This is a genomic window from Parasediminibacterium sp. HNIBRBA5674 (assembly GCF_056745525.1).
Genome location: NZ_JBQWIE010000013.1, coordinates 64871 through 86098 on the forward strand (window position 1 = coordinate 64871; position 21228 = coordinate 86098).

Below are 21228 nucleotides of genomic sequence, written 5' to 3' on the forward strand. Positions count from 1 at the left end.
TGCGACGCAACAAAAGCATGATATGTAGTACTAAAGCTGGTAACATAAAAATTATTTACTGACAGAACGACTTGAAAATTTATCGGTATTTGGTTTGCTATATCTTTAACACGAAAATTTTAAAAAATGAATACAAAAACACTCACATTAATTGTTATTGGTGCAATAGTTTTAATACTTGGCGGTTGCGGATGCAGCAGTTATAATGGCTTAGTTGGTGGTGACCAAAACGTACAACAAGTATGGAGTAATGTAGAAACTAACTATCAGCGCAGAACAGATTTGTACAGTAGTATTATTAAAACAATTGAGGGATCTGCAAATTTTGAGAAAAGTACCTTGAAAGATGTATTAGCAGCAAGAGCAAGTGCTACACAAATTAAAGTTGATATTAACGATCCAGAAACATTGGCAAAATATCAGGCAGCGCAAGGTCAATTGCAAAGTAGTTTCGGTAGATTAATGGCCGTAGCTGAGGCTTATCCTGACTTGAAAACAACAAAGTCATTTCAAGATTTCCAAGTGCAAATTGAGCAAACAGAGAATAGAATAAATATTGCTCGTAAAGATTATAACGAAGCTGTAAATACGTACAATTTGAAAGTAAAAACGTTTCCTAATAGTATTTTTTCTGGCTTATTTGGCTTTAAAGCTAAAAATTACTACAAAGCAGATGTTGGCAGCGAAAAAGTGCCAGATGTTCAATTCAATATTAAGTAATCAATGTAGCTTATGTTTCAATTCTTTAAGCGTAAAGCGGCCGATTTATTTACTATTGAGGAAAAAGAACGCATTGTAAACGCTGTAAAAAAAGCCGAGCTACAAACAAGTGGCGAGGTGAGAATTTTTATAGAAAGCAAATGCCGATTTGTAAATCCGATAGACAGAGCCAAAGAATTATTTGACGAACTAAATATGTACAACACCGCAGAACGAAATGCGGTGTTGGTTTATATAGCTATGTCTCATCGTCAGCTAGCTGTTTATGGCGATGTGGGTATTTATCAAAAAACTGGTGCTGCTTTTTGGAACGAGCAAGTGAAAACAATGATTAGCCATTTTAATAGTAGTGATTATGTTGAAGGTATTTGTGAAGTGGTGCTTAAAATAGGTGAGGCTTTGGCAACACATTTTCCATACGATAAGGTGAATGATGTAAACGAATTGCCTGATGATATTGTGTTTGGTAAATAAAGGATTGAAACGCTGATGACGCAGATTTTACCGATTTGTGCTGATTAACTAAAATTTGTGTCATTCGAGTAATTGCTCATAATTCGTGTAATGATTAAAAAACTTCTCCTCTTTATACTGGTAATTGCTGCTGTGTTCAATACATCGGCACAAAAGTTTATTGCCAAGCCTATACCACAGCGATTGGTGGTAGATAATGCCAATATTTTATCTTCATCTGAGCAAGCAACGCTTGAAAAAAAGTTAGTTGCGCTTGACGATAGTACGAGTAATCAAATTGCCATATTGACCATAAAATCACTAAATGGCGAGCCAATAGAAGAGGTGGCAAATGCTACTTTTAGAGAATGGGGTATTGGTAATAAAAAAACGAAAAATGGCGTACTGGTTTTAGTTGCTATTGAAGATAGAAAAATACGCATAGAAGTTGGCTATGGCCTTGAAGGTGCTATACCTGATATTACCGCTAATGACATCATCAACAACGATATAAAACCCAACTTTAAGCAAGGCAATTATTTTGACGGTTTAAATGCGGCAGTTGATAATTTAAGTAAAGCAGCTGCAGGTGAATATCATGTTGCTAGAGAGAGAAAAACAAGCAGAGGTAATGGTGGTGGTGGCAGTATTTTAGGTATTATTATCATCGTAATCATTATTATTGTACTCACAAGCAGAGGCGGTGGTGGCAGAGGTGGTCGTGGTGGTGGCGATTTTATTACACCATTTATTATAGGTAGTATGCTTGGTGGCGGTGGTAACAGAGGTGGCGGCTGGAGCGATAGTGGTGGTGATAGCGGTGGCGGTTTTGGTGGCTTTGGCGGCGGCGACAGTGGTGGTGGTGGCGCTAGCGGTAGCTGGTAGTAATTATTAAAAATTGTTAAAACTAAAATAAACATGAAAAAAATTATTGTAAATGCAGCTTTATTTTTAGCTGTAACTGCGCAAGCACAAGTAAGTAAAGTACCAGTGGGCAAAAAAGTACAGCTAGAAAGTGTAACAAAAATGACCACCAAATTAAATATGATGGGGCATGAAATGGAAATGCCTATGACCATGAATATTTCAGCAGATATAGCTGCAAAATCTGTTGAAGCCTCTGCATTAAAGGCTGGTGTTACAGTAAAAAAAGTATCAGGTACTTTAAGCATGATGGGACAGGACAATAGTTTTAGTAGCGATGATAAAAATATTGCCAACAATCCTCAGGCTGCTGAAATGATGAAGACTTTAAATAAAGAAGAAGAGGTGGTGTTAGAAGATGGTAAAGTAAAAGGTAAATTAGACATAGGAACTGCGGGTGTACCAACTAGTTCAGAGTGGGCAAGAATGGTATTTTTAACTTTGAAAGCAGAAAATATTAAAGAAGGTTTTAGATGGACAGAAACTAGCGATGCCGACGGTACTAAAAATAATACTATTTATGCCATTACCAAAGTTACCGCAACTGATATAGAAGTAACAGCTACAAGCAATGTAAAAATTGAAAAAACTATACAGCAAATGGGCATGGATATGAAACAAAACTTAACTGGTACTTCTACATCTGTAAGGGTTTATGATGCAGCAAGTGCTACTCTAAAAGCAGATGCAACAAAAATGGAAATGACAGGTACCATGCTTGTAATGGGAAACGAAGCACCAATTAACATTACTTCAATTTCTACTACTACCGTAAAATAGCTTAATCAAATATTTTTTGCCATCAACCCAACCGTTGATGGCTTTTTTGTGTTTTAATTTCATTACGATTTTGCATCTTGTAATTCAAACCAATAACTTTAACCTCTAAAATAGTAATGAATGAAAATGTATGTAACTAGTGTTTTATTGCTTGCAGCTACTGCATCATTTGCCAATTGTTCTGGCGGTGATAGTGCTAAAGCAGTAAAAATAAATACTGCGGTAGTCGCAGATGCTGATAATGCTGGCTTGAAATTACCAACTGGTTTTGGTGCTTTAAAAGTAGCAGAAAATGTAGGTAGGGCAAGGCATTTAACCGTTACGCCACAAGGTAATGTATATGTAAAAAGTAGCAAGCTTGTAGATGGTAAAGGTATATTGGAAGTAAAAGTAAACGCTAGTGGTAAGGGCGAAGTAGTAAAGTCTTTTGGCACATTTACAGGTACAGGTATAACCATTAAAAATGGCTATTTGTATGCTTGTAGCGATGAGCAAGTGTTTCGCTACAAACTAGATGCTAATAACGAAGTAATTAATCCAACTGCACCAGAAGTGGTAATTACAGGTTTATTAAATCGTCATCAGCACGAGAACAAAACGGTTGCATTGGATGATGCAGGTAATATTTATGTAAACATTGGTGCTTACTCAAATTCTTGCCAAGAAAAAGACAGAACCAACGGGTCAAAAGGTCGTATGCCTTGCCCAATTTTAGATTCTGCCGGTGGTATTTGGAAATTTAAAGCAGATAAATTGAACCAAACTTATGGTGATGGTGTACGTTATGCTACAGGCCTACGTAATGTGGTGGGCTTACGTTGGAACACGCAGACCAATTCATTATTTGTAATGCAACATGGCCGTGACCAACTGTACCAAAACTGGCCACAATTTTACGATAGTGTTGCTAGTGCAGAGTTGCCATCAGAATGTATGTTTGAGGTAAAACAAGGTTCAAATTGCGGCTGGCCATTTACTTACTACAATCATTTGTTAGGTAAAAAAATGGTAGCGCCAGAATATGGTGGTGATGGTAAAAAAGTATCTACCGATCCAGCTTTTCAAGATCCTGCGGCGGCTTATCCTGGCCACATGGCACCAAACGATATTTTATTTTATACAGGCAATCAATTTCCAGAGAAATATAAAAATGGTGCATTCATTGCTTTTCATGGCAGTTGGAATCGTGCTCCATTACCACAAAAAGGCTATTTCGTGGTATTTCAGCCGTTTAAAGATGGCAAGCCAAATGGTGATTGGGAAATTTTTGCCGATGGTTTTTCGGGTAAAGAAGTCGTAACATCTACCCGTAGCGCTGAGCACCGCCCTTGCGGTTTGTCACAAGGGCCAGATGGTTCGTTGTATGTAAGCGACGATTCAAAAGGCACTATCTATCGCATTGTTTATTCTGGTAAATAATTTTTGGTTACCAGCTGTAGATTATTAATTAAGCTTCGTTGCGTCGCACACTTCAAAGGTTTGTTCGTAACGGAGCTTTTTTTATTTTATTATTGCATTTCAAGCAGTATCAACCAATCAAATAATCACACATGAAAAAAGTGTTTTTAATAACTGCCCTTTCTGTAACCGCCTTAGTTTGTGTAGTAGCGCAAGTAAAAAAGCCGCAACCAAAAGTAGTTGCTAGCAACCCTGCTGCATCTATAGAAAGGGGCAAGGCTCTGTATCAAAAAGAGTGTTTAAGCTGCCATCAAGCAGATGGTGGTGGTGTGCCACACTTAAACCCACCTTTGTATGAAAGCACTACCGTTTTGGGCGATAAAAAGAAAATCATCTCTATTGTTTTGCGTGGCATGACTGACCGTGTACCTATTGATGGTGAATATTATAGCAACAACATGGCACCACATGCTGAGTTATCAAATCAACAAATAGCCGATGTGTTAACCTTTATTCGTGCTAGTTGGGGCAATAAAGCAAGTGCAGTAATACCAGCAGAGGTTCAAGCAGTAAGAGGCATAAAAAAGAAATAAATTAAGTTAGTTACTTTTGATCAAATTTTATGTGATGGAAGCAACAATAACATTACACGACGACGATTTTACACTTGAGTTTTTTCATAAATTGAAAGCATTTGTAAAAGGTAAAGAAGTTATAATAAGTGTGAGAGAAGAAGAAAAATCCACCAATTCTCTACATGAAGACGCTACAGAATATTTAATGCAATCAAAGGAAAATCATCAGCAACTTATTGATGCAATTAACCGCATTGAAAATCAATCAGCCCTTGTAATAGTTAATGCAAATGACTTGTTATGAGGCTAATTTGCTTTGATGCAGTAGCTTTTCAGCACTACCAAGAATGGATAGTTGTAGATAAGAAAATAGCTATTCGCATAGGTGAACTTATAAAAGATATACAAAGAAATCCCTTCGATGGTATTGGTAAACCAGAAGCTTTAAAGCATTTATACAAAGGCTATTGGAGCAGAAGAATTACTGATGAACATAGATTGATCTACAAGGTAGATGAATCGCACATTTATATTGCTCAATGTAAATACCATTACACAAAATAATTCTCCTAAGAACTTGACATGAAACGAATTTTATTTATAGACAGAGACGGTACTTTAATAAAAGAAAAGCCACCAACGTATCAAATAGATAGCTGGGATAAAGTAGAATTTTACCCGAATGCTTTTCAGTACATGGCTCGTATTGCCAAAGAATTTGAGTACGAGTTAGTAATGGTTACCAACCAAGATGGGCTTGGTACTGCCAGTTTTCCCGAAGACAGTTTTTGGCCCATACAGCAGTTTATCATGCAAGCTTTCGAGAATGAAGGCGTTGTGTTTTCTGGTGTGTATATTGATAAATCTTTACCAGCTGAAAACCTGTCTACACGTAAACCAGGTACGGCTATGCTTACGCAATACCTCAATAATGATGCTTACGACATTGCCAACAGCTTTGTAATTGGCGATAGAATTACCGATGTACAATTGGCAAAAAACTTAGGCTGCAAAGCCATTTGGCTAAATAATGATCCTAACCTTGGTGGCGCAGAAATAAGCGATGCAGTAAAAGATTTGCAACCAACTATTGCCTTAGAATCCATCCATTGGGATGAAATTTACAAGTTTTTAAAACTTGGTTTACGTCATGTAATACACGAACGAAACACTAACGAAACTAAAATACATGTAGAACTGAATTTAGATGGTAGCGGTAATGCACATATAGAAACAGGTTTGGGCTTTTTCGATCATATGCTTGATCAAATTGCCCGTCATGGGAAAATGGATTTAAACATTGTTACCAAAGGCGATTTGCATATTGATGAACATCACACCATAGAAGATACTGGCCTTGCTTTAGGCGAAGCTTTTGCAAAAGCTTTGGCAGATAAACGTGGTATGGAACGTTATGGTTTTGCCTTACCAATGGATGAAGCCGAAGCCAAAGTATTGATTGATTTTGGCGGTAGAAATTGGCTAGTGTGGGACGCTGAATTTAAACGTGAAAAAATTGGCGAAATGCCAACAGAAATGTTCTTTCACTTCTTTAAATCCTTTAGCGACGCAGCCAAATGTAACTTGAACATTGAATGTAAGGGCGATAATGAACATCATAAAATTGAAGCCATCTTTAAAGCATTTGCCAAAGCCATTAAAATGGCAGTAAAACGTGACCCATTGAGCAACTATTTGCCAAGCACAAAGGGGGTATTGTAAATGAAGAGTAATTATTACAAGAATATTTTTATAACTTTAATTTCTTAAATCGTTATCTATGAATGTAATAGAAACTAAAAAAGAACGACAATTATCCGAGCCTCAAGTAACTTACGGTAATTTGAAAATAAGGTGTGCTAAAAAGCCAGATGCCAAAGGAAAGCCAAGGCATTATTTAGAAGTTCAGAAAATATTGGCACAAGTAACATCAAGTTTTTCAGATGATATAATTGAAGATAGAAACAGTTAATTATGGATTACTATTTTGATACTTCTGCAATTGTAAAAATTTACCATGAGGAAACAGGTAGCGAACCAGCCATTCGCATTTTTGAAAATATTCATAGTGATAACTACTTATCGCAATTGGCAATTACTGAATTTACTTGTGCTATGTATAGAAAATTGCGACGGCATGAAATAGCAGAAGAAAAGGACGTTTTACAAAGTATCAGTAAGTTCTCAATAGATATTCAATATGAAAATATTCTTGAAATTGACATGCTGATTTTTACTGAGGCTAAGAATTTAATTCTAAAATGGGGTAGTCAATTTGCATTAAAAACTTTGGATTCGTTGCATCTTGCTTGCTTCGTACAATTATCACAATTTAACGAAATAGCTTTCGTCTCGGCAGATAAAAAACTATGTGAGGTAGTAACAGCGATGGGCTATGTTTCTATTAATCCTGAAGACCCGGAAAATAGATACATGCTTGAGCCAGTATAACTTTTTTTGGCACTTACAAATCATCAACCCATATTTGCAACACAGATGAAACAAACAACTTTAAACATTCAGTGGTGGTGGCATACAAACCTTACAGGGGTATTGTAATGTCATAAGCATTACTGAATTTGAAAAATATATTTTCAAAGAAAGCCCCGACAGAATGTTGGGGCTTTTTAATTGTTGGTCTGAACTAGGATTTTGTAGGATTTTTATGATTAATGGATTTTGACAAATCAAATTTGGAGCAAGCAATTCGTGTAATTCGTAATAATTAGTGTTATTAAACAGGGATATGAAAAAAATAGTAATAGAAACCAAGGTTAAAAAAATGCTAGCTGATGTGTACACACCAGTGGGTATTTACTTGCGTGTTCGTGATAAATTTCGTGATACCATTTTGCTAGAAAGTACCGATAACCATGTAGCAGAAAATAGCTACAGTTTTATTGGTATCAATGCTATTGCTGGTATAGAAATTACCGATACCAAAAGCATTGAATTTAAGTTGCCAGCGCAGCAGCCAGAACGTATGTTGATTAATAAAATTAACGAAGTGCCTACGCATTTGTGGAATTTTATGAATCGCTTTGAAGCGGCTGAAACCACCGATAAAGCTACAAAATTTGCCCAAGGTTTATATGGCTATACTACTTACGATGCAGTACAGTTTTTCGATTCTGTAAAATTGACTACCCACGATACACAGCACACGGCCATTCCTTTAATGCGCTATCGCTTGTACCAGTATGTTATTGCTATCAATCATTTTAAAGATGAATTGTACTTGTGCGAAAACAAAATTGCTGGTTTAGATAGCGATGTGCAAGTGGTAGAAAGCTTGATTAAAAGTAAAGATGTACCTACGTATCCTTTTGCGGTTAGCGGTGTGGAAACATCTAATATCACCAACGAGGCTTATGTTGAGATGGTAAAAAAAGGTATTCAAAGTTGCTTTAGAGGCGATGTATTTCAGATTGTGTTGAGCCGTCGTTTTCAGCAAAGTTTTACAGGCGATGAGTTTAATGTGTACCGAGCTTTACGCAATATCAATCCTTCACCTTACTTGTTTTTCTTCGATTATGGTGACTATAAATTAATGGGTTCTTCACCTGAAAGTCAGTTGGTAATTGCCAATGGCAAAGCCACAGTTCACCCAATTGCAGGTACATTTAAACGCACAGGCAACGATGCTACCGACCATGAAGCAGCAGAGCGTTTATTGCTTGATCCTAAAGAAAATGCAGAACATGTCATGCTAGTCGATTTGGCTCGTAACGACCTTAGCCGTGTGTGTGATGATGTGCGTGTAAGCCACTACCGTGAGGTACAATATTACAGTCACGTCATTCACTTAGTAAGCGAGGTAAATGCAACCGTTCGCCCTAATAGTAACCCTTTCGAGTTATTGGCGAAAACCTTTCCTGCGGGCACTTTAAGCGGTGCGCCTAAAATTAAAGCCATGCACTTGATAGATAGTTTTGAAACTACCAACCGCAGCTATTACGGTGGTGGTATTGGCTTTATGGGTTTTGATGGCAACTGCAATCACGCCATTATGATTCGCACTTTTTTAAGCAAAAACAACACTTTGTTTTATCAAGCAGGTGCAGGTGTGGTAGCTGCTTCAAATCCTGAAAGTGAGTTGCAAGAAGTAAACAACAAACTCAATGCACTTAAAAAAGCCATTGAATTTGCTAATGATATTGGTGCGTAGTTGTTTTATGTAACCAACAGTAGTACTGCTATGTAGCTGTTGTTGCGTCGCACACTTGTACGTTTATACCGTTATTCAACATTTTAAAGAAAGTTATGTCAACAAATAATAGTCATTCAAATTTGGAAAATAATAATACCCCTTTAGGGGCTAGGGGCTATGCAGGGGGGCGCATTCTAGTTTTTGATAATTACGATTCTTTTACTTACAATTTGGTGCATTTGGTAGAAAAAATTACCCATCAAAAAGTAGATGTTTTTCGTAATGATGAAATTGCTTTAGAAGACGTGAATCAGTACGATAAAATCATTTTGTCACCAGGGCCAGGCATACCAGAAGAAGCAGGTTTGCTATTGCCATTAATTAAGCAATATGCAGCTACTAAATCTATACTAGGTGTGTGTTTAGGGCATCAAGCAATTGGTCAGGCATTTGGTGGTAAGCTTACCAATTTGTCTTCTGTGTATCATGGTATTGCAACGCCTATTCAACTCGTTAATCGAGAATCGGATGTTGCAAGTAACTCACGATTATCGACTAGCGGTTCTCGAAACGATTTGTTTGCAGGCTTTCCTAGCGAATTCACAGTTGGTCGCTATCATAGTTGGGTGGTTAGCGATGATAATTTTCCAGAAGAATTAGAAGTAACAGCACGAGACGAGCACAACTTTATCATGGCATTACAACACAAAACCTACGATGTACAAGGCGTGCAATTTCATCCAGAAAGTGTATTAACGCCAGATGGTGAAAAGATTATGAGAAATTGGTTAGCCCCCAACCCCTAAAGGGGAGCATTTAGATGGCTAAGATTTATAAAACATAAACATAAAATTCCCCTTTAGGGGGCAGGGGCATGAAAAAAATATTACAATACTTATTCGAGCATAAAACACTCTCTTATCAGCAAGCAAAAGATGTATTGCTAGGCATAGGTAAAAGTTTGTACAACGAGCATGAAGTAACTGCTTTTATGACGGTGTATTTAATGCGCAGCATTACTATTGAAGAGTTACAAGGTTTTAGAGATGCCTTGTTAGAACTTTGCGTAAAAGTAGATTTAGGTGATTATAAAGTAATGGATATTGTAGGTACGGGTGGTGATGGAAAAAATACGTTTAATATCTCTACATTAAGTTGTTTTATAGTAGCAGGTGCTGGCCAAAAAGTGGCTAAGCATGGTAACTATGGCGCTTCATCTATCAGTGGTGCTAGTAATGTAATGGAACAACTTGGCTACAAGCACAAAAACGATATTACCAAATTGCAGCAAGAAGTAAAAGAAGCAAATATTTGTTTTTTACATGCGCCATTGTTTCATCCGGCATTAAAAGCCGTTGGTACTATTCGTAAAAACTTAGGTGTGCGTACCTTTTTCAATATGCTTGGCCCCATGGTTAATCCTGCGAATCCAAGTTATCAATTGGTAGGCGTGTACAATTTAGAAATGGCTCGTATTTACAATTACTTATTACAGCAAACTGGTAAGCCATTTACTGTTATTCATAGCTTAGATGGTTACGATGAAATTTCATTAACCAATGATACCAAAGTAATTACCAATGAAGGTGAAAGCATTAAAACACCGCAGCAATTGGGTAAACGCATGGTAATGCAGCAAGATATTTACGGAGGCAATTCAATAGAAGAAGCTGCTAAAATATTTGAAACCATTATTAAAGGCAATGGTACTTGGGCGCAAAATGCTGTGGTTTTAGCAAATAGTGCAATGGCATTGTACTGTACAGGTCGCTTTACTAGCTATGATGACGCTTACAATGCAGCTGTTATTAGTTTAGAGAGTAAAGCTGCTTATCATTGTTTGCAAACCTTGATTGCAATGCAGTAGAGATTGAATACAAGTCAATCGAAATGAACTTTAAAGCACTTGAAATAAAATTAAAGTCACTCAAAATAATTTCAATTTAATAGAAATATGTTTCAAGTCACTAGAAATAAAATAAAAGTCAATCGAAATTAATTTCAAAATACTCAAAATATTTTTCAATTAGGTAGAAATATATTTCAATCCACTCGAAGCTATAAACTACCCACTCGAAATGATTTTTAATTACAAGGAAATTAAATATTTAGCAGTTGATGTAAACTAAATAGATTTTAAAAGTGTCATAAAAAGTTGCTAAACATCAAATTAGTAGAAAAAAGAACCACATAAAATAGTTATGAATATTCTTGATAAAATAGTTGCGTATAAAAAAGGTGAAGTAGCTGCTGCAAAAGCTAATAAAAGCATTGCTGAACTAGAACAAATGCCTTTTTTTTCAAAACCAGTACTATCGCTTAAGCAGTTTTTACTAGATGATGCAAAAACAGGCATTATTGCTGAATATAAAAGACAATCACCATCAAAAGGTATTATTAATGCTACGGCTACTGTAGAAGAAGTAACCACTGCTTATGCGCAACATGGTGCATCAGGTATTTCGGTATTAACAGATACCAACTTTTTTGGTGGTAGCTTAGATGATTTGCTGAAAGCAACCATTAACGAAGTGCCTTTGCTGCGCAAAGATTTTATGATTGATGAGTATCAATTTATAGAAGCGAAAGCGCATGGTGCAGAAGTGGTTTTATTAATTGCAGCTTGTTTATCGCCTAAAGAGGTGAAGCATTTTGCCACTTTTGCCAAAAACATTGGCCTAGAAGTATTGCTAGAAATACACAACGAAGAAGAACTAGAACATATTTGTGATGAGGTTGATTTGGTAGGTGTAAATAACCGTAACCTGAAAGACTTTATTGTAAATATTGATGCCTCAATAGAACTAATTAAAAGTATCCCAACTAGCAAAGTAGCCGTTGCAGAAAGTGGTATTAGTAATACAGATACCATTGTAACTTTACGCCAAGCTGGTTTTAGAGGATTTTTGATTGGTGAGAATTTTATGAAACAACCCAAACCATCGATTGCTTTTGCCGATTTTGTAACAGAACTGAAAACAAAACTGCCATGAGAATAAAAGTTTGCGGTATGACTGATATTGACCAAGTAAATCAGTTGAGCGATATGGGGGTTGAGTTTTGTGGCTTTATTTTTTACCCCAAAAGCCCAAGGTATGTGTTCAAGCACATGCCTGCGGTAAGTATTAAAAAAATAAAAAGCAACATAAACAAGGTTGGTGTGTTTGTAAATGCAAGCACAGAGGATGTATTGCAAACAGTGGATGATTGTGGTTTGTACCTAGTACAGCTACATGGTGATGAAAGCCCGAGAGCTTGTGAACGTATATCAGATTATGTATCGGTTATCAAAGCCTTTCGCTTGTCTGACAATGATAATATACTTTGGAAAATAAAAGATTATCAGGACGTGGTAGATATGTTTTTGTTTGATACTGAAGGTGTAGGTTATGGTGGTACAGGCAAAAAATTTAACTGGGAAGCTTTAATGGATTTGAATATTAACAAGCCATTTTTTATTAGCGGTGGTATTCAGCCAGAAGACGTAGCGGCGTTGCAAGCCTTTAGTAAAAACAAAGTAGGTAAGGATTTATTTGCAGTAGATGTTAATAGTAAGTTTGAAATTACGCCAGGCTACAAGGATATGGAAAAAGTAAGGACATTTGTATCGCAATTAAAGCAAGGATAATACGTTATTAAACCAATGAAACAACTCTTTTTACTGGTACTTGGTACAATCAGCGTATTGTTTGTAGATGCACAATCGCAAACAATATCAGGTACTTTATTGCCAAAAAAAGGAGAGTCTGTTACTTATTTACCCAAAGCATCAGAAACGCAAAAGCCCGATGTAAGTAAACAAGCCATACAACAACATGATACTACAGTTAAAAAGACAGTAGTAAAGAAAGTAATACAAGCAGGCAGTGAAAAACCAATAGTAAAAACCAAAGTGCCAGCTGCAAAAGCACCAGTGCCTAAGGGTTTTATTTTTAATTTGCCTGTAGTGCAAGGTGCAAGTAACGCACAAACGAATGCAACAACAACACCTTTAGTAGCTGAAGAACCAAAGCCTGCAGATGTATCTAAAACAAATACGGTTACTAAACCAGTTGCATCTGTATCAACACCAGTTGTAACCGTGCAGCCACAAACTGTAGCTACTAATAATACTGTACCAACACCAACTAAAAAAGCTGACAATGAGCCTTTAAAATACGAGGAGCCACCAACCGGTTCTACATCATGGTCGGCACCACCAAGTAATTCAGCACCAGCTAAGTTAGAACCGTTAGTGTATGGCCCACCACCTGTAGCAGATGCTACAACTGCACCACCAACTAGTGCTGCTAGTGATAAAAAGGCAAGTTTACGTTCGCCTAAGTTTAAAGGCGTGTACAAGCCAGCTTTAAAAAAGCCTATATTATTAGTGCCTATGTCGCCTGATGATATGGAAGACGGTGTGCCAAAAAAGAAAGAAACTGAACCAACAGCTAATGTGGTAGAAAAGCCAAAATCGGTTGAGGATTTATATCCACCTCTAAATTACACTGCGCCTGTACCAGCTGCAGCTTCTAATCTACGTTCGCCAAAAATTCAAGGGGCTTATGTTGCAAGCAAAAACAATCCCATGATTTTAATGCCAGTACCACAAGAGCCAACTAATGGCCAGCAGCAAAGCGGTAGCACTTTGGTATACCAAGAGCCACCTGTACAAACTAATAATACAAACGTTACGCCTAGCAGAACTGAGCAAGCTTCTTCTTCTCAGCCCAATATTTTTGATGAAAATTATAGAGGCAAGTCAGCTGTTGCTAGTAAAACTATTTACACAAAATACAAGAAAACTACGCCTAAAAAAGTAGCAGCAAAGTCTGCAACTAGTAAGCCAGCAAGTACATCTGTAAAACAACCTGTAAAAAATAATTTCAAGAAGACGTTTTTAAAACCAGTAAGACAATCCGTAAATGGTAGTGTCTCATTCAATCATCCATTATTTAAGAGTCGAATAACAAGCTTGCAACTAGCAATTTGCTAAGCCAAGCAATATGAAACGTAATAAAAATTCGCAGTGATATGATAAGTGAAGCAACATTAGAAGTGAAAGAAACAGTATACGAATCATTTCAAAATCCCAATGCACAAGGTTACTATGGCAAATTTGGTGGTGCTTATATACCAGAAATGCTACATCGTAATGTAGAAGAATTGAAAGCTAAGTACCAAGAAATCATGTACGAAGAAAGCTTTCAGAAAGAGTTTCAGCAACTACTTACCGATTATGTGGGTCGTCCTACACCATTGTTTTACGCAGTAAGGTTAAGCGAAGAATTTAACACAAATATTTACCTAAAGCGTGAAGATTTATGCCACACAGGTGCGCACAAAATTAATAATACTATTGGGCAAATTTTATTGGCTCGTCGCTTGGGCAAAACCAGAATTATTGCCGAAACAGGCGCTGGTCAGCATGGTGTAGCTACTGCAACGGTTTGTGCTTTAAAGGGCATGGAATGCATTGTGTACATGGGCGAAAAAGACATTGAACGTCAAGCACCAAACGTAGCTCGTATGAAAATGTTAGGTGCAACTGTAGTGCCTGCAACAAGCGGTAGTAAAACACTGAAAGACGCTACTAACGAAGCCATTAGAGACTGGATTAATAACCCTAACGATACACATTATATCATTGGTTCTGTGGTTGGTCCACATCCTTATCCTGATATGGTGGCACGATTTCAAAGTGTTATCAGTAAAGAAATTCGAGCGCAGTTATTAGAAAAAACAGGCTCAGAATTGCCAACACATGTGATAGCTTGTGTAGGTGGTGGTAGCAATGCGGCAGGCGCATTTTACCATTTTCTAGATGAATTATCGGTGCAGTTAGTAGCTGTTGAAGCAGCTGGTCATGGTGTAAATAGTGGTATGAGCGCAGCAACATCGCAGCTTGGTAAGCCGGGTGTATTACATGGTAGCAAAAGCTTGGTAATGCAAACAGAAGATGGTCAGGTTGTAGAGCCACACAGCATTTCAGCGGGTTTAGATTATCCAGGTATTGGACCCATGCATGCGAATTTATTCAAAAGTGGCCGTGGTACATTTTTAAGTGTTACAGACGATGATGCATTAGCAGCAGCGTTTCATGTGTCTAAAACCGAAGGCATTATTCCTGCGCTAGAAACCGCCCATACGTTTTCAGCGTTGCATCAAATGCAGTTAACACCAAAAGATACAGTTGTAATTTGCTTAAGTGGCCGTGGCGATAAAGACTTGGCTACTTATATGACAGCGATGGGTATTTAAGCCCCTAACCCCTAAAGGGGAATAAGGAAGATAATTATGTAGCCAGCATTTGTGTTTCAATTTAGCTTTAGTTGCGTCGCACACTGCATCGGTTAGATACTTTATGGAGCTTTTTGAGCGTCGTTTGTGTACGTTTTTTGAATATTATTATGATTGTAAATCATTTTTTTAAAATCCCCCTTTAGGGGTTTGGGGCTTATGAGTAGAATATCGAATGTTTTTAAAAATTCCCCTTCAGGGGCTAGGGGCATCCTCAACGTTTATTGTACAGCAGGTTATCCAAAATTAGATAGCACTTTATCTATCATGCAAGCATTGCAAAGCAATGGTGCAGATTTAATAGAGCTTGGTATGCCTTACAGCGATCCTTTAGCTGATGGGCCTGTCATTCAAGCTAGTGGTGCTGTGGCTTTAGATAATGGTATGACGATAGCTGTTTTGTTTCAGCAGTTACAGCAATTACGACCAACGATAACAGTACCTGTTATTTTAATGGGCTACATGAACCCTGTATTGCAATATGGCTTTGAGCGTTTTTGTAAGGATGCTGCTGCTGTAGGTGTTGATGGTTTGATTTTACCAGATTTACCTGAATACGAGTTTGAAACAGAATACGGTGCTATCATTAAAGAAAACGGGCTTGATTTTATTTTCCTCGTAACACCAGAAACAAGTGAGGAAAGATTACGCAAACTAGATAGTTTAAGTACAGGCTTTTTATATGCAGTGTCTTCATCATCAACCACAGGTAACGAGAAAGACTTTAATGCTGTAGAACAATACTTACAACGCCTACAAACCATGAACTTGCAAAACCCAGTTTTGGTAGGTTTTGGTATTAAAGATAAAGCCACGTTTACTAGTGCTTGTAAATATGCAAATGGTGCTATTATTGGCTCAGCATACATCAAAGCTCTAGAAGGCAAAACTGATGTTGCTGCCGCTACAAAAGAATTTTTAAATACAATTTTACCCCAACCCTAAAGGGAGTAATATATAGTAAAATGAAAGAATTAAAAAATACCACGTCTTTTAATAATTCCCCTTTAGGGGCTAGGGGCAGTGGTGGGGGAAATATTGTCATCATCAAGTACAATGCAGGCAATATTCAGAGTGTGTTGTATGCTTTAGAACGTATTGGGGTAAATGCTACAGTTACAGCCAATCACGAAGAAATTTTAGCCGCAGATAAAGTCATTTTTCCTGGTGTTGGCGAAGCCAATAGTGCCATGAATAGCCTGAAGGAAAGCAATTTGCATCATTTAATACCTACGCTTACGCAGCCTGTTTTGGGTATTTGTGTGGGCATGCAATTACTATGTAAATACTCAGAAGAAAATAATACAGAGTGCCTAGGCATTTTTGATGAGTCTGTAAAATTGTTTAAGCCAAACGCTAGTGACAATTTGAAAGTGCCAAAGATTGGTTGGAATAATATTTACAATTTACAATCGCCATTAATGGCAGGTATAGATGAAAATAGCTTTTGCTACTTTGTACACAGCTATTATGTGCCTTTAACTGAACATGGCATTGCCACAGCAAACTATGTGCAGCCATACAGTGCAGCTATTCATAAAAACAATTTTTACGGTGTTCAATTTCATGCTGAAAAGTCGTCAATAGTTGGTGAGCAAATACTAAGAAATTTTTTAAGCCCCCAGCCCCTAAAGGGGAGTTAAGAAACTCACTAAGTATGCAAGAGAATATGTTTTACAAAGCCAATCCTTTGATATTTCAAAAGGCAGAAGAATTGAGAAACAAGCCTACCCAGGCTGAAAATCTAATGTGGAATTATTTACGTCAAAATCAGTTTGGAATAAAATTTAGGCGTCAGCATCCTGCATCTGTTTATGTGCTTGACTTTTATGCTCATTCGATTAGGCTTGCAATAGAAATAGATGGAAGTATTCATGGGTTAGAAGATGTTAAGCGAAATGATATTGAACGGCAACAACATCTTGAAAGTTTAGGAATTAAGTTCCTGCGATTTTCAAATGAAGAAGTTTTTAAAAATTTAGATAAAGTGATTGATACAATTAAACACACAATAGACAAAAATCTGCAAGACAAAAACACGCTATCAAGCACCCCTTTAGGGGCGGGGCGCAATTTTATAATTCCTGCTATAGATATTATTGATGGTAAATGTGTGCGACTAACGCAAGGTGATTATGCACAAAAAACAATCTACAACGAACAGCCGCTAGAAGTGGCAAAAATGTTTGAAGATGCAGGCTTGCAGCGCTTACATTTGGTAGATTTAGATGGTGCAAAAGCAGGTGCTGTTAAAAACTGGAAAGTTTTAGAAACCATTGCATCAAAAACAAAATTGACCATTGATTTCGGTGGTGGTATTAAAACCAATAATGATGTAGATATTGTGTTTAATTCAGGTGCTGCTTTAGCAACGGTAGGTAGTATTGCGGTGAAAGATAAAGCCATGTTTGTAAGTTGGCTACAACAATATGGTGCGGATAAATTTTTACTAGGTGCAGATGTTAAAGACGAGAAAATTGCAGTAGGCGGCTGGCTAGAAACAACCGATGTTTGGATTTATGATTTTATTGAAAGCTATGTACAGCAAGGTGTTCAGCAGATATTTTGTACCGATGTAAGTAAGGATGGCAAGCTAGAAGGGCCATCAACTGAGTTGTATAAAAACATTATCCAGAAGTTTCCTAAACTGCATTTTATTGCTAGTGGTGGTGTGGCAACAGTACAAGATTTAGAAGTGTTGCAAGAGATTGGTTGTAGCGGTGTAATTGTGGGTAAAGCAATTTATGAGAATAGAATTAGAATTTCTGATTTGAAAAGATTTGTATAATGAACAGTAATTCGAACAATAGCATTTCTTCAAGCACCCCTTCTGGGGCGGGGGGGCTTGGTGGTTTAACAAAACGAATCATTCCATGCCTTGATATACGTGATGGACGTACTGTAAAAGGCGTGAATTTTGAAAATATACGTGATGCTGGTGACCCTGTAGAATTGGGGGCTTTTTATGCTGAACAAGGTGCGGACGAATTGGTGTTTTTGGACATTACTGCTACGAATGAGAAGCGTAAAACATTAAGTGAATTGGTGAGCCGTATTGCTCGTAATATCAATATACCTTTTACGGTAGGTGGTGGTGTTAGTTCAGTAGAAGATGCATCTGTTTTATTGAAGAATGGTGCTGATAAAGTGAGTATTAATACAGCTGCTTATAAAAATCCGCAGTTGATAAAAGACTTGGCAAGTGAGTTTGGTAGTCAGTTTGTAGTGCTAGCAATAGATACAAAACAAGGAGCAGATGGTGAGTGGTATGTATATTTGAACGGTGGTAGAGTAAAAACTGATACCAAATGTATTGATTGGGCTAAGCAAGCGGTGGCTTTAGGTGCAGGCGAAATTTTGTTGACGTCGATGAACCACGATGGGACAAAACAGGGCTTTGCGCTTGATATTACTAGCAGATTAAGCGAAGAATTGCCTGTGCCAATTATTGCAAGTGGTGGTGGTGGTACAATGTCTCATTTTGTAGATGTGTTTACAACAGGTAAGGCTGATGCTGCGCTGGCCGCAAGTATTTTTCACTTTAAGGAAGTGGCAATACCAGACTTGAAAGTGTATTTGAAAGAAGAAGGAATTAATATGCGTTTGTAATTGTCATTCTGAGGAACGAAGAATCTAACCATCAATGGCTAAGCAGATGCTTCCTTCGTCAGCATGACAAATAGTGAATAAACCGTACAAGTGTGCGACGCAACGATGCTAAATAGTAGTACTGAAGCTGGTTACCAAAAGAAAACTCGCTACAATAATTCGTGTAATTAGATAAAATTCGTGTAATAAAATATGACAATTGATTTTAAGAAATATGCTGACGGTTTGGTGCCTGCAATAGTGCAAGACGCGGTAACTGATAAGGTGTTGATGCTAGGGTTTATGAATGAAGAAGCATTGGCAGTGACTGAAAGTACCAAGCATGTGACATTTTTTAGCCGTAGCAAACAACGCTTGTGGACGAAAGGCGAACAAAGTGGTCACTTTTTAAACTTGGTGAGTATTGCTGTTGATTGCGATAAAGATTCGTTGTTGATAAAGGCAAATCCAATTGGCCCAACATGCCACACTGGTGCAGACACTTGCTGGAACGAAACGAACGAGCCTAGAGACTTTTTGTTGTATTTAGAGCAAATAATTGAGCAACGCAGTAAGGTTTCGGCAGATGAATCGTATACAGCTAAAATGCTTGGTAAAGGCATAAATAAAGTGGCGCAAAAAGTAGGTGAGGAGGCGGTAGAATTGGTGATAGAAGCGAAAGATGATAACAAGGAGTTATTTTTAGGTGAAGCGGCAGATTTAATGTTTCATTATTTGCTGTTGCTAAAGGCTAAAGGTTATAAATTGCAAGAGGTTTTAGAGGTTTTACAAAAAAGACATAAGAAATAAAATGAAGAAATTATTGTTTGCATTGCTGTTGCCAGCATCGGTTATCGCACAAAAAAACTACGCTATAAAAGGTACTATCAAGGGTTTAAAAGATAGTACGTTGGTGTTTCTACAAACCAATCAGGGCAACACCTTGGCGCAAGATTATGTTAAAAAAGGTACGTTTTCTTTGGCTGGAAAATTAGATGCTGCTGACTTGTATCAATTAAGTTTTATTGGTTACAAAGAAGGTGTAGAACTATTTATAGACAATGATAATGTTGTGGTAAATGGTGATGCTGCAAACTTAAAATCTGCTGCTGTTACTGGCTCGCAGCTACATGCAGATTATACCAGTTTTGTAAAAGGGTTTACGCCTTTGAGTGAAAAACTGGGCAAGTTGTCTGGAATAATTAATGCTGAAAAAGAAGGTAAAAAGCGTGATAGCTTGATTAATGTGTTTAATGCTAGTCGCAATAAATTGATGGTTTATACCGATGCGTATTTAAAAACTAAGCCTGGTTCTGCGGTAAGTTCGTTTGTATTGTTTCAGCTTAACAAATTGTATGGTGATGTAAATGCGGTAGAAGAAAGATACAATAGTTTGCTGCCTTCAGCTAAAAACATTGTGTATGCAAAAGAGCTTGAACGTATGATAGCTACTGGTAAAATTGGTGCTGTTGGTAGTATGGCAGTTGATTTTACACAAGCAGATACGGCTAACAAACCTGTGAGTTTATCTCAATTTAAAGGTAAATATGTATTGGTAGATTTTTGGGCTAGCTGGTGCAGACCATGCAGAATGGAAAACCCGAATGTTGTAGCAGCTTATCAAACTTACAAAGATAAAAACTTTACTGTTTTGGGTGTTTCGCTAGACCAAGCAAAAGATAATTGGTTGAAAGCTATTGCTGCCGATAAACTAACTTGGACACACGTAAGCGACTTGCAATATTGGAATAATGCTGTGGCTAAAATGTATGGTATACAAAGTATTCCTGCTAATATGCTGATTGGGCCTGATGGTAAGATAATTGGTAAAGATCTTCGTGGTGAAGAATTGCAACAAAAACTAAAAGAACTTTTAAAATAACAAAAAGCGCCGTTGCAATTGCAACGGCGCTTTTTGTTTTAATCATAAAATGCGTCTTCATATTCTTTCTCGTCGTAGCCAAGTGCTGCTACTTTATTATTCTGTTCAATTAATGGACGTTTAATAACGCTGGTTTTGCTCATCATTAATTCAATTGCAGCGGCTTCGTTTACAATTGAATTTTGTAGTGTCTCATCAAGGCCTTTCCAAGTAGTGCCACGTTTATTTACCAAACGTTCCCACCCAATTTGAGTAATCCACCCCTTTAAGGTTACTTCATCAATGCCTTTCTTTTTGTAATCGTGAAATTGAAATTCAATCTCATTTTTTTTCAGCCAATCTATGGCTTTTTTTACTGTGTTACAGTTTGGAATTCCATACAGTGTAAGCATGTTCGTTTTTAGTTTTGGTATGTTATGTCGTTTTTAAAGGGTGTTTAAAAATAGTATTTTTACCGTTTAAAAAAATATATTGGG

General features: G+C 37.3%; 25 protein-coding genes. 24 read left to right on the forward strand and 1 reads right to left on the reverse strand.

The window, feature by feature from the left end; all coding sequences use genetic code 11:
• The first annotated feature begins 126 nt into the window (after positions 1–126).
• The 24 genes from ACT9TX_RS08450 (at position 127) to ACT9TX_RS08565 (ending at position 20752) form a co-directional block, all read left to right on the forward strand.
• On the forward strand, positions 127–720 hold the full coding sequence (locus ACT9TX_RS08450) for a LemA family protein (protein WP_481337838.1): 594 nt from the start codon (positions 127–129) through the stop codon (positions 718–720).
• Between the two features lie 12 nt (positions 721–732).
• On the forward strand, positions 733–1194 hold the full coding sequence (locus ACT9TX_RS08455; RefSeq protein ID WP_481337839.1) for a TPM domain-containing protein: 462 nt from the start codon (positions 733–735) through the stop codon (positions 1192–1194).
• Positions 1195–1284: 90 nt separating this feature from the next.
• Positions 1285–2058 carry a TPM domain-containing protein gene (locus ACT9TX_RS08460; protein ID WP_481337840.1) on the forward strand — a complete coding sequence of 258 codons (774 nt, stop codon included), beginning with the start codon at positions 1285–1287 and terminating at the stop codon, positions 2056–2058.
• Positions 2059–2091: 33 nt separating this feature from the next.
• Positions 2092–2877, forward strand: coding sequence for a hypothetical protein (locus ACT9TX_RS08465; protein ID WP_481337841.1), 786 nt, complete (start codon positions 2092–2094; stop codon positions 2875–2877).
• A 120-nt stretch (positions 2878–2997) separates the two neighbouring features.
• Positions 2998–4296, forward strand: coding sequence for a PQQ-dependent sugar dehydrogenase (locus ACT9TX_RS08470; protein ID WP_481337842.1), 1299 nt, complete (start codon positions 2998–3000; stop codon positions 4294–4296).
• Positions 4297–4427: 131 nt separating this feature from the next.
• Entirely contained in the window at positions 4428–4868 is a 441-nt protein-coding gene (locus tag ACT9TX_RS08475; RefSeq protein WP_481337843.1) for a c-type cytochrome, read from the forward strand.
• A gap of 34 nt (positions 4869–4902) precedes the next feature.
• Positions 4903–5154: a hypothetical protein gene (locus tag ACT9TX_RS08480; RefSeq protein ID WP_481337844.1), complete on the forward strand. Its 252-nt coding sequence runs from the start codon at positions 4903–4905 to the stop codon at positions 5152–5154.
• On the forward strand, positions 5151–5414 hold the full coding sequence (locus ACT9TX_RS08485) for a Txe/YoeB family addiction module toxin (RefSeq protein WP_481337845.1): 264 nt from the start codon (positions 5151–5153) through the stop codon (positions 5412–5414). The genes ACT9TX_RS08480 and ACT9TX_RS08485 overlap by 4 nt, the downstream gene beginning before the upstream one ends.
• Positions 5415–5432: 18 nt before the next feature.
• Positions 5433–6572 carry a bifunctional histidinol-phosphatase/imidazoleglycerol-phosphate dehydratase HisB gene (gene hisB / locus ACT9TX_RS08490; RefSeq protein ID WP_481337846.1) on the forward strand — a complete coding sequence of 380 codons (1140 nt, stop codon included), beginning with the start codon at positions 5433–5435 and terminating at the stop codon, positions 6570–6572.
• A 58-nt stretch (positions 6573–6630) separates the two neighbouring features.
• Positions 6631–6822 carry a hypothetical protein gene (locus ACT9TX_RS08495; RefSeq protein ID WP_481337847.1) on the forward strand — a complete coding sequence of 64 codons (192 nt, stop codon included), beginning with the start codon at positions 6631–6633 and terminating at the stop codon, positions 6820–6822.
• A gap of 2 nt (positions 6823–6824) precedes the next feature.
• A complete protein-coding gene (locus ACT9TX_RS08500; RefSeq protein ID WP_481337848.1) occupies positions 6825–7301 on the forward strand; it encodes a type II toxin-antitoxin system VapC family toxin in 477 nt (158 codons plus the stop codon).
• A 295-nt stretch (positions 7302–7596) separates the two neighbouring features.
• On the forward strand, positions 7597–9018 hold the full coding sequence (locus ACT9TX_RS08505; protein WP_481337849.1) for an anthranilate synthase component I family protein: 1422 nt from the start codon (positions 7597–7599) through the stop codon (positions 9016–9018).
• Between the two features lie 95 nt (positions 9019–9113).
• On the forward strand, positions 9114–9806 hold the full coding sequence (locus ACT9TX_RS08510) for an anthranilate synthase component II (RefSeq protein ID WP_481337850.1): 693 nt from the start codon (positions 9114–9116) through the stop codon (positions 9804–9806).
• Positions 9807–9874: 68 nt separating this feature from the next.
• Positions 9875–10867: an anthranilate phosphoribosyltransferase gene (gene trpD, locus ACT9TX_RS08515; RefSeq protein ID WP_481337851.1), complete on the forward strand. Its 993-nt coding sequence runs from the start codon at positions 9875–9877 to the stop codon at positions 10865–10867.
• A 334-nt stretch (positions 10868–11201) separates the two neighbouring features.
• Positions 11202–11993: an indole-3-glycerol phosphate synthase TrpC gene (gene trpC / locus ACT9TX_RS08520; RefSeq protein WP_481337852.1), complete on the forward strand. Its 792-nt coding sequence runs from the start codon at positions 11202–11204 to the stop codon at positions 11991–11993.
• Positions 11990–12628, forward strand: coding sequence for a phosphoribosylanthranilate isomerase (locus tag ACT9TX_RS08525; protein ID WP_481337853.1), 639 nt, complete (start codon positions 11990–11992; stop codon positions 12626–12628). The genes trpC and ACT9TX_RS08525 overlap by 4 nt, the downstream gene beginning before the upstream one ends.
• Before the next feature lie 15 nt (positions 12629–12643).
• Positions 12644–13978: a hypothetical protein gene (locus ACT9TX_RS08530; protein ID WP_481337854.1), complete on the forward strand. Its 1335-nt coding sequence runs from the start codon at positions 12644–12646 to the stop codon at positions 13976–13978.
• Between the two features lie 38 nt (positions 13979–14016).
• Positions 14017–15243, forward strand: a complete 1227-nt coding sequence (gene trpB, locus ACT9TX_RS08535; protein ID WP_481337855.1) for a tryptophan synthase subunit beta — start codon at positions 14017–14019, stop codon at positions 15241–15243.
• A gap of 198 nt (positions 15244–15441) precedes the next feature.
• The gene (gene trpA, locus ACT9TX_RS08540) at positions 15442–16227 is read left to right on the forward strand and encodes a tryptophan synthase subunit alpha (protein WP_481337856.1); all 786 of its coding nucleotides are present in this window, start codon (positions 15442–15444) and stop codon (positions 16225–16227) included.
• A gap of 20 nt (positions 16228–16247) precedes the next feature.
• Positions 16248–16925 carry an imidazole glycerol phosphate synthase subunit HisH gene (gene hisH / locus ACT9TX_RS08545; protein ID WP_481337857.1) on the forward strand — a complete coding sequence of 226 codons (678 nt, stop codon included), beginning with the start codon at positions 16248–16250 and terminating at the stop codon, positions 16923–16925.
• A 14-nt stretch (positions 16926–16939) separates the two neighbouring features.
• On the forward strand, positions 16940–18070 hold the full coding sequence (gene hisA / locus ACT9TX_RS08550) for a 1-(5-phosphoribosyl)-5-[(5-phosphoribosylamino)methylideneamino]imidazole-4-carboxamide isomerase (RefSeq protein ID WP_481337858.1): 1131 nt from the start codon (positions 16940–16942) through the stop codon (positions 18068–18070).
• Positions 18070–18891 (forward strand): imidazole glycerol phosphate synthase subunit HisF, encoded by an 822-nt coding sequence (gene hisF / locus ACT9TX_RS08555; RefSeq protein ID WP_481337859.1) that lies wholly within the window; start codon positions 18070–18072, stop codon positions 18889–18891. The genes hisA and hisF overlap by 1 nt, the downstream gene beginning before the upstream one ends.
• Before the next feature lie 192 nt (positions 18892–19083).
• Positions 19084–19680, forward strand: coding sequence for a bifunctional phosphoribosyl-AMP cyclohydrolase/phosphoribosyl-ATP diphosphatase HisIE (gene hisIE, locus ACT9TX_RS08560; RefSeq protein ID WP_481337860.1), 597 nt, complete (start codon positions 19084–19086; stop codon positions 19678–19680).
• Position 19681: 1 nt separating this feature from the next.
• Positions 19682–20752, forward strand: coding sequence for a redoxin domain-containing protein (locus ACT9TX_RS08565; RefSeq protein ID WP_481337861.1), 1071 nt, complete (start codon positions 19682–19684; stop codon positions 20750–20752).
• Positions 20753–20790: 38 nt separating this feature from the next.
• On the opposite strand, the gene ACT9TX_RS08570 is transcribed toward ACT9TX_RS08565, so the two are convergent.
• Positions 20791–21144: an ArsC family reductase gene (locus ACT9TX_RS08570; protein ID WP_481337862.1), complete on the reverse strand. Its 354-nt coding sequence runs from the start codon at positions 21142–21144 to the stop codon at positions 20791–20793.
• Positions 21145–21228: the final 84 nt, after the last annotated feature.

Coding starts and splice junctions, on each gene's coding strand:
- ACT9TX_RS08455 (WP_481337839.1), top strand. CDS start 733: ATGTTTCAATTCTTTAAGCGTAAAGCGGCCGATTTATTTACTATTGAG.
- ACT9TX_RS08470 (WP_481337842.1), top strand. CDS start 2,998: ATGAAAATGTATGTAACTAGTGTTTTATTGCTTGCAGCTACTGCATCA.
- ACT9TX_RS08500 (WP_481337848.1), top strand. CDS start 6,825: ATGGATTACTATTTTGATACTTCTGCAATTGTAAAAATTTACCATGAG.
- hisF (WP_481337859.1), top strand. CDS start 18,070: ATGAACAGTAATTCGAACAATAGCATTTCTTCAAGCACCCCTTCTGGG.
- ACT9TX_RS08495 (WP_481337847.1), top strand. CDS start 6,631: ATGAATGTAATAGAAACTAAAAAAGAACGACAATTATCCGAGCCTCAA.
- ACT9TX_RS08565 (WP_481337861.1), top strand. CDS start 19,682: ATGAAGAAATTATTGTTTGCATTGCTGTTGCCAGCATCGGTTATCGCA.
- hisB (WP_481337846.1), top strand. CDS start 5,433: ATGAAACGAATTTTATTTATAGACAGAGACGGTACTTTAATAAAAGAA.
- ACT9TX_RS08450 (WP_481337838.1), top strand. CDS start 127: ATGAATACAAAAACACTCACATTAATTGTTATTGGTGCAATAGTTTTA.
- ACT9TX_RS08480 (WP_481337844.1), top strand. CDS start 4,903: ATGGAAGCAACAATAACATTACACGACGACGATTTTACACTTGAGTTT.
- hisIE (WP_481337860.1), top strand. CDS start 19,084: ATGACAATTGATTTTAAGAAATATGCTGACGGTTTGGTGCCTGCAATA.
- trpB (WP_481337855.1), top strand. CDS start 14,017: ATGATAAGTGAAGCAACATTAGAAGTGAAAGAAACAGTATACGAATCA.
- ACT9TX_RS08505 (WP_481337849.1), top strand. CDS start 7,597: ATGAAAAAAATAGTAATAGAAACCAAGGTTAAAAAAATGCTAGCTGAT.
- ACT9TX_RS08525 (WP_481337853.1), top strand. CDS start 11,990: ATGAGAATAAAAGTTTGCGGTATGACTGATATTGACCAAGTAAATCAG.
- ACT9TX_RS08465 (WP_481337841.1), top strand. CDS start 2,092: ATGAAAAAAATTATTGTAAATGCAGCTTTATTTTTAGCTGTAACTGCG.
- ACT9TX_RS08530 (WP_481337854.1), top strand. CDS start 12,644: ATGAAACAACTCTTTTTACTGGTACTTGGTACAATCAGCGTATTGTTT.
- trpC (WP_481337852.1), top strand. CDS start 11,202: ATGAATATTCTTGATAAAATAGTTGCGTATAAAAAAGGTGAAGTAGCT.
- ACT9TX_RS08510 (WP_481337850.1), top strand. CDS start 9,114: ATGTCAACAAATAATAGTCATTCAAATTTGGAAAATAATAATACCCCT.
- hisH (WP_481337857.1), top strand. CDS start 16,248: ATGAAAGAATTAAAAAATACCACGTCTTTTAATAATTCCCCTTTAGGG.
- trpD (WP_481337851.1), top strand. CDS start 9,875: ATGAAAAAAATATTACAATACTTATTCGAGCATAAAACACTCTCTTAT.
- hisA (WP_481337858.1), top strand. CDS start 16,940: ATGCAAGAGAATATGTTTTACAAAGCCAATCCTTTGATATTTCAAAAG.
- ACT9TX_RS08570 (WP_481337862.1), bottom strand. CDS start 21,144: ATGCTTACACTGTATGGAATTCCAAACTGTAACACAGTAAAAAAAGCC.
- trpA (WP_481337856.1), top strand. CDS start 15,442: ATGAGTAGAATATCGAATGTTTTTAAAAATTCCCCTTCAGGGGCTAGG.
- ACT9TX_RS08475 (WP_481337843.1), top strand. CDS start 4,428: ATGAAAAAAGTGTTTTTAATAACTGCCCTTTCTGTAACCGCCTTAGTT.
- ACT9TX_RS08485 (WP_481337845.1), top strand. CDS start 5,151: ATGAGGCTAATTTGCTTTGATGCAGTAGCTTTTCAGCACTACCAAGAA.
- ACT9TX_RS08460 (WP_481337840.1), top strand. CDS start 1,285: ATGATTAAAAAACTTCTCCTCTTTATACTGGTAATTGCTGCTGTGTTC.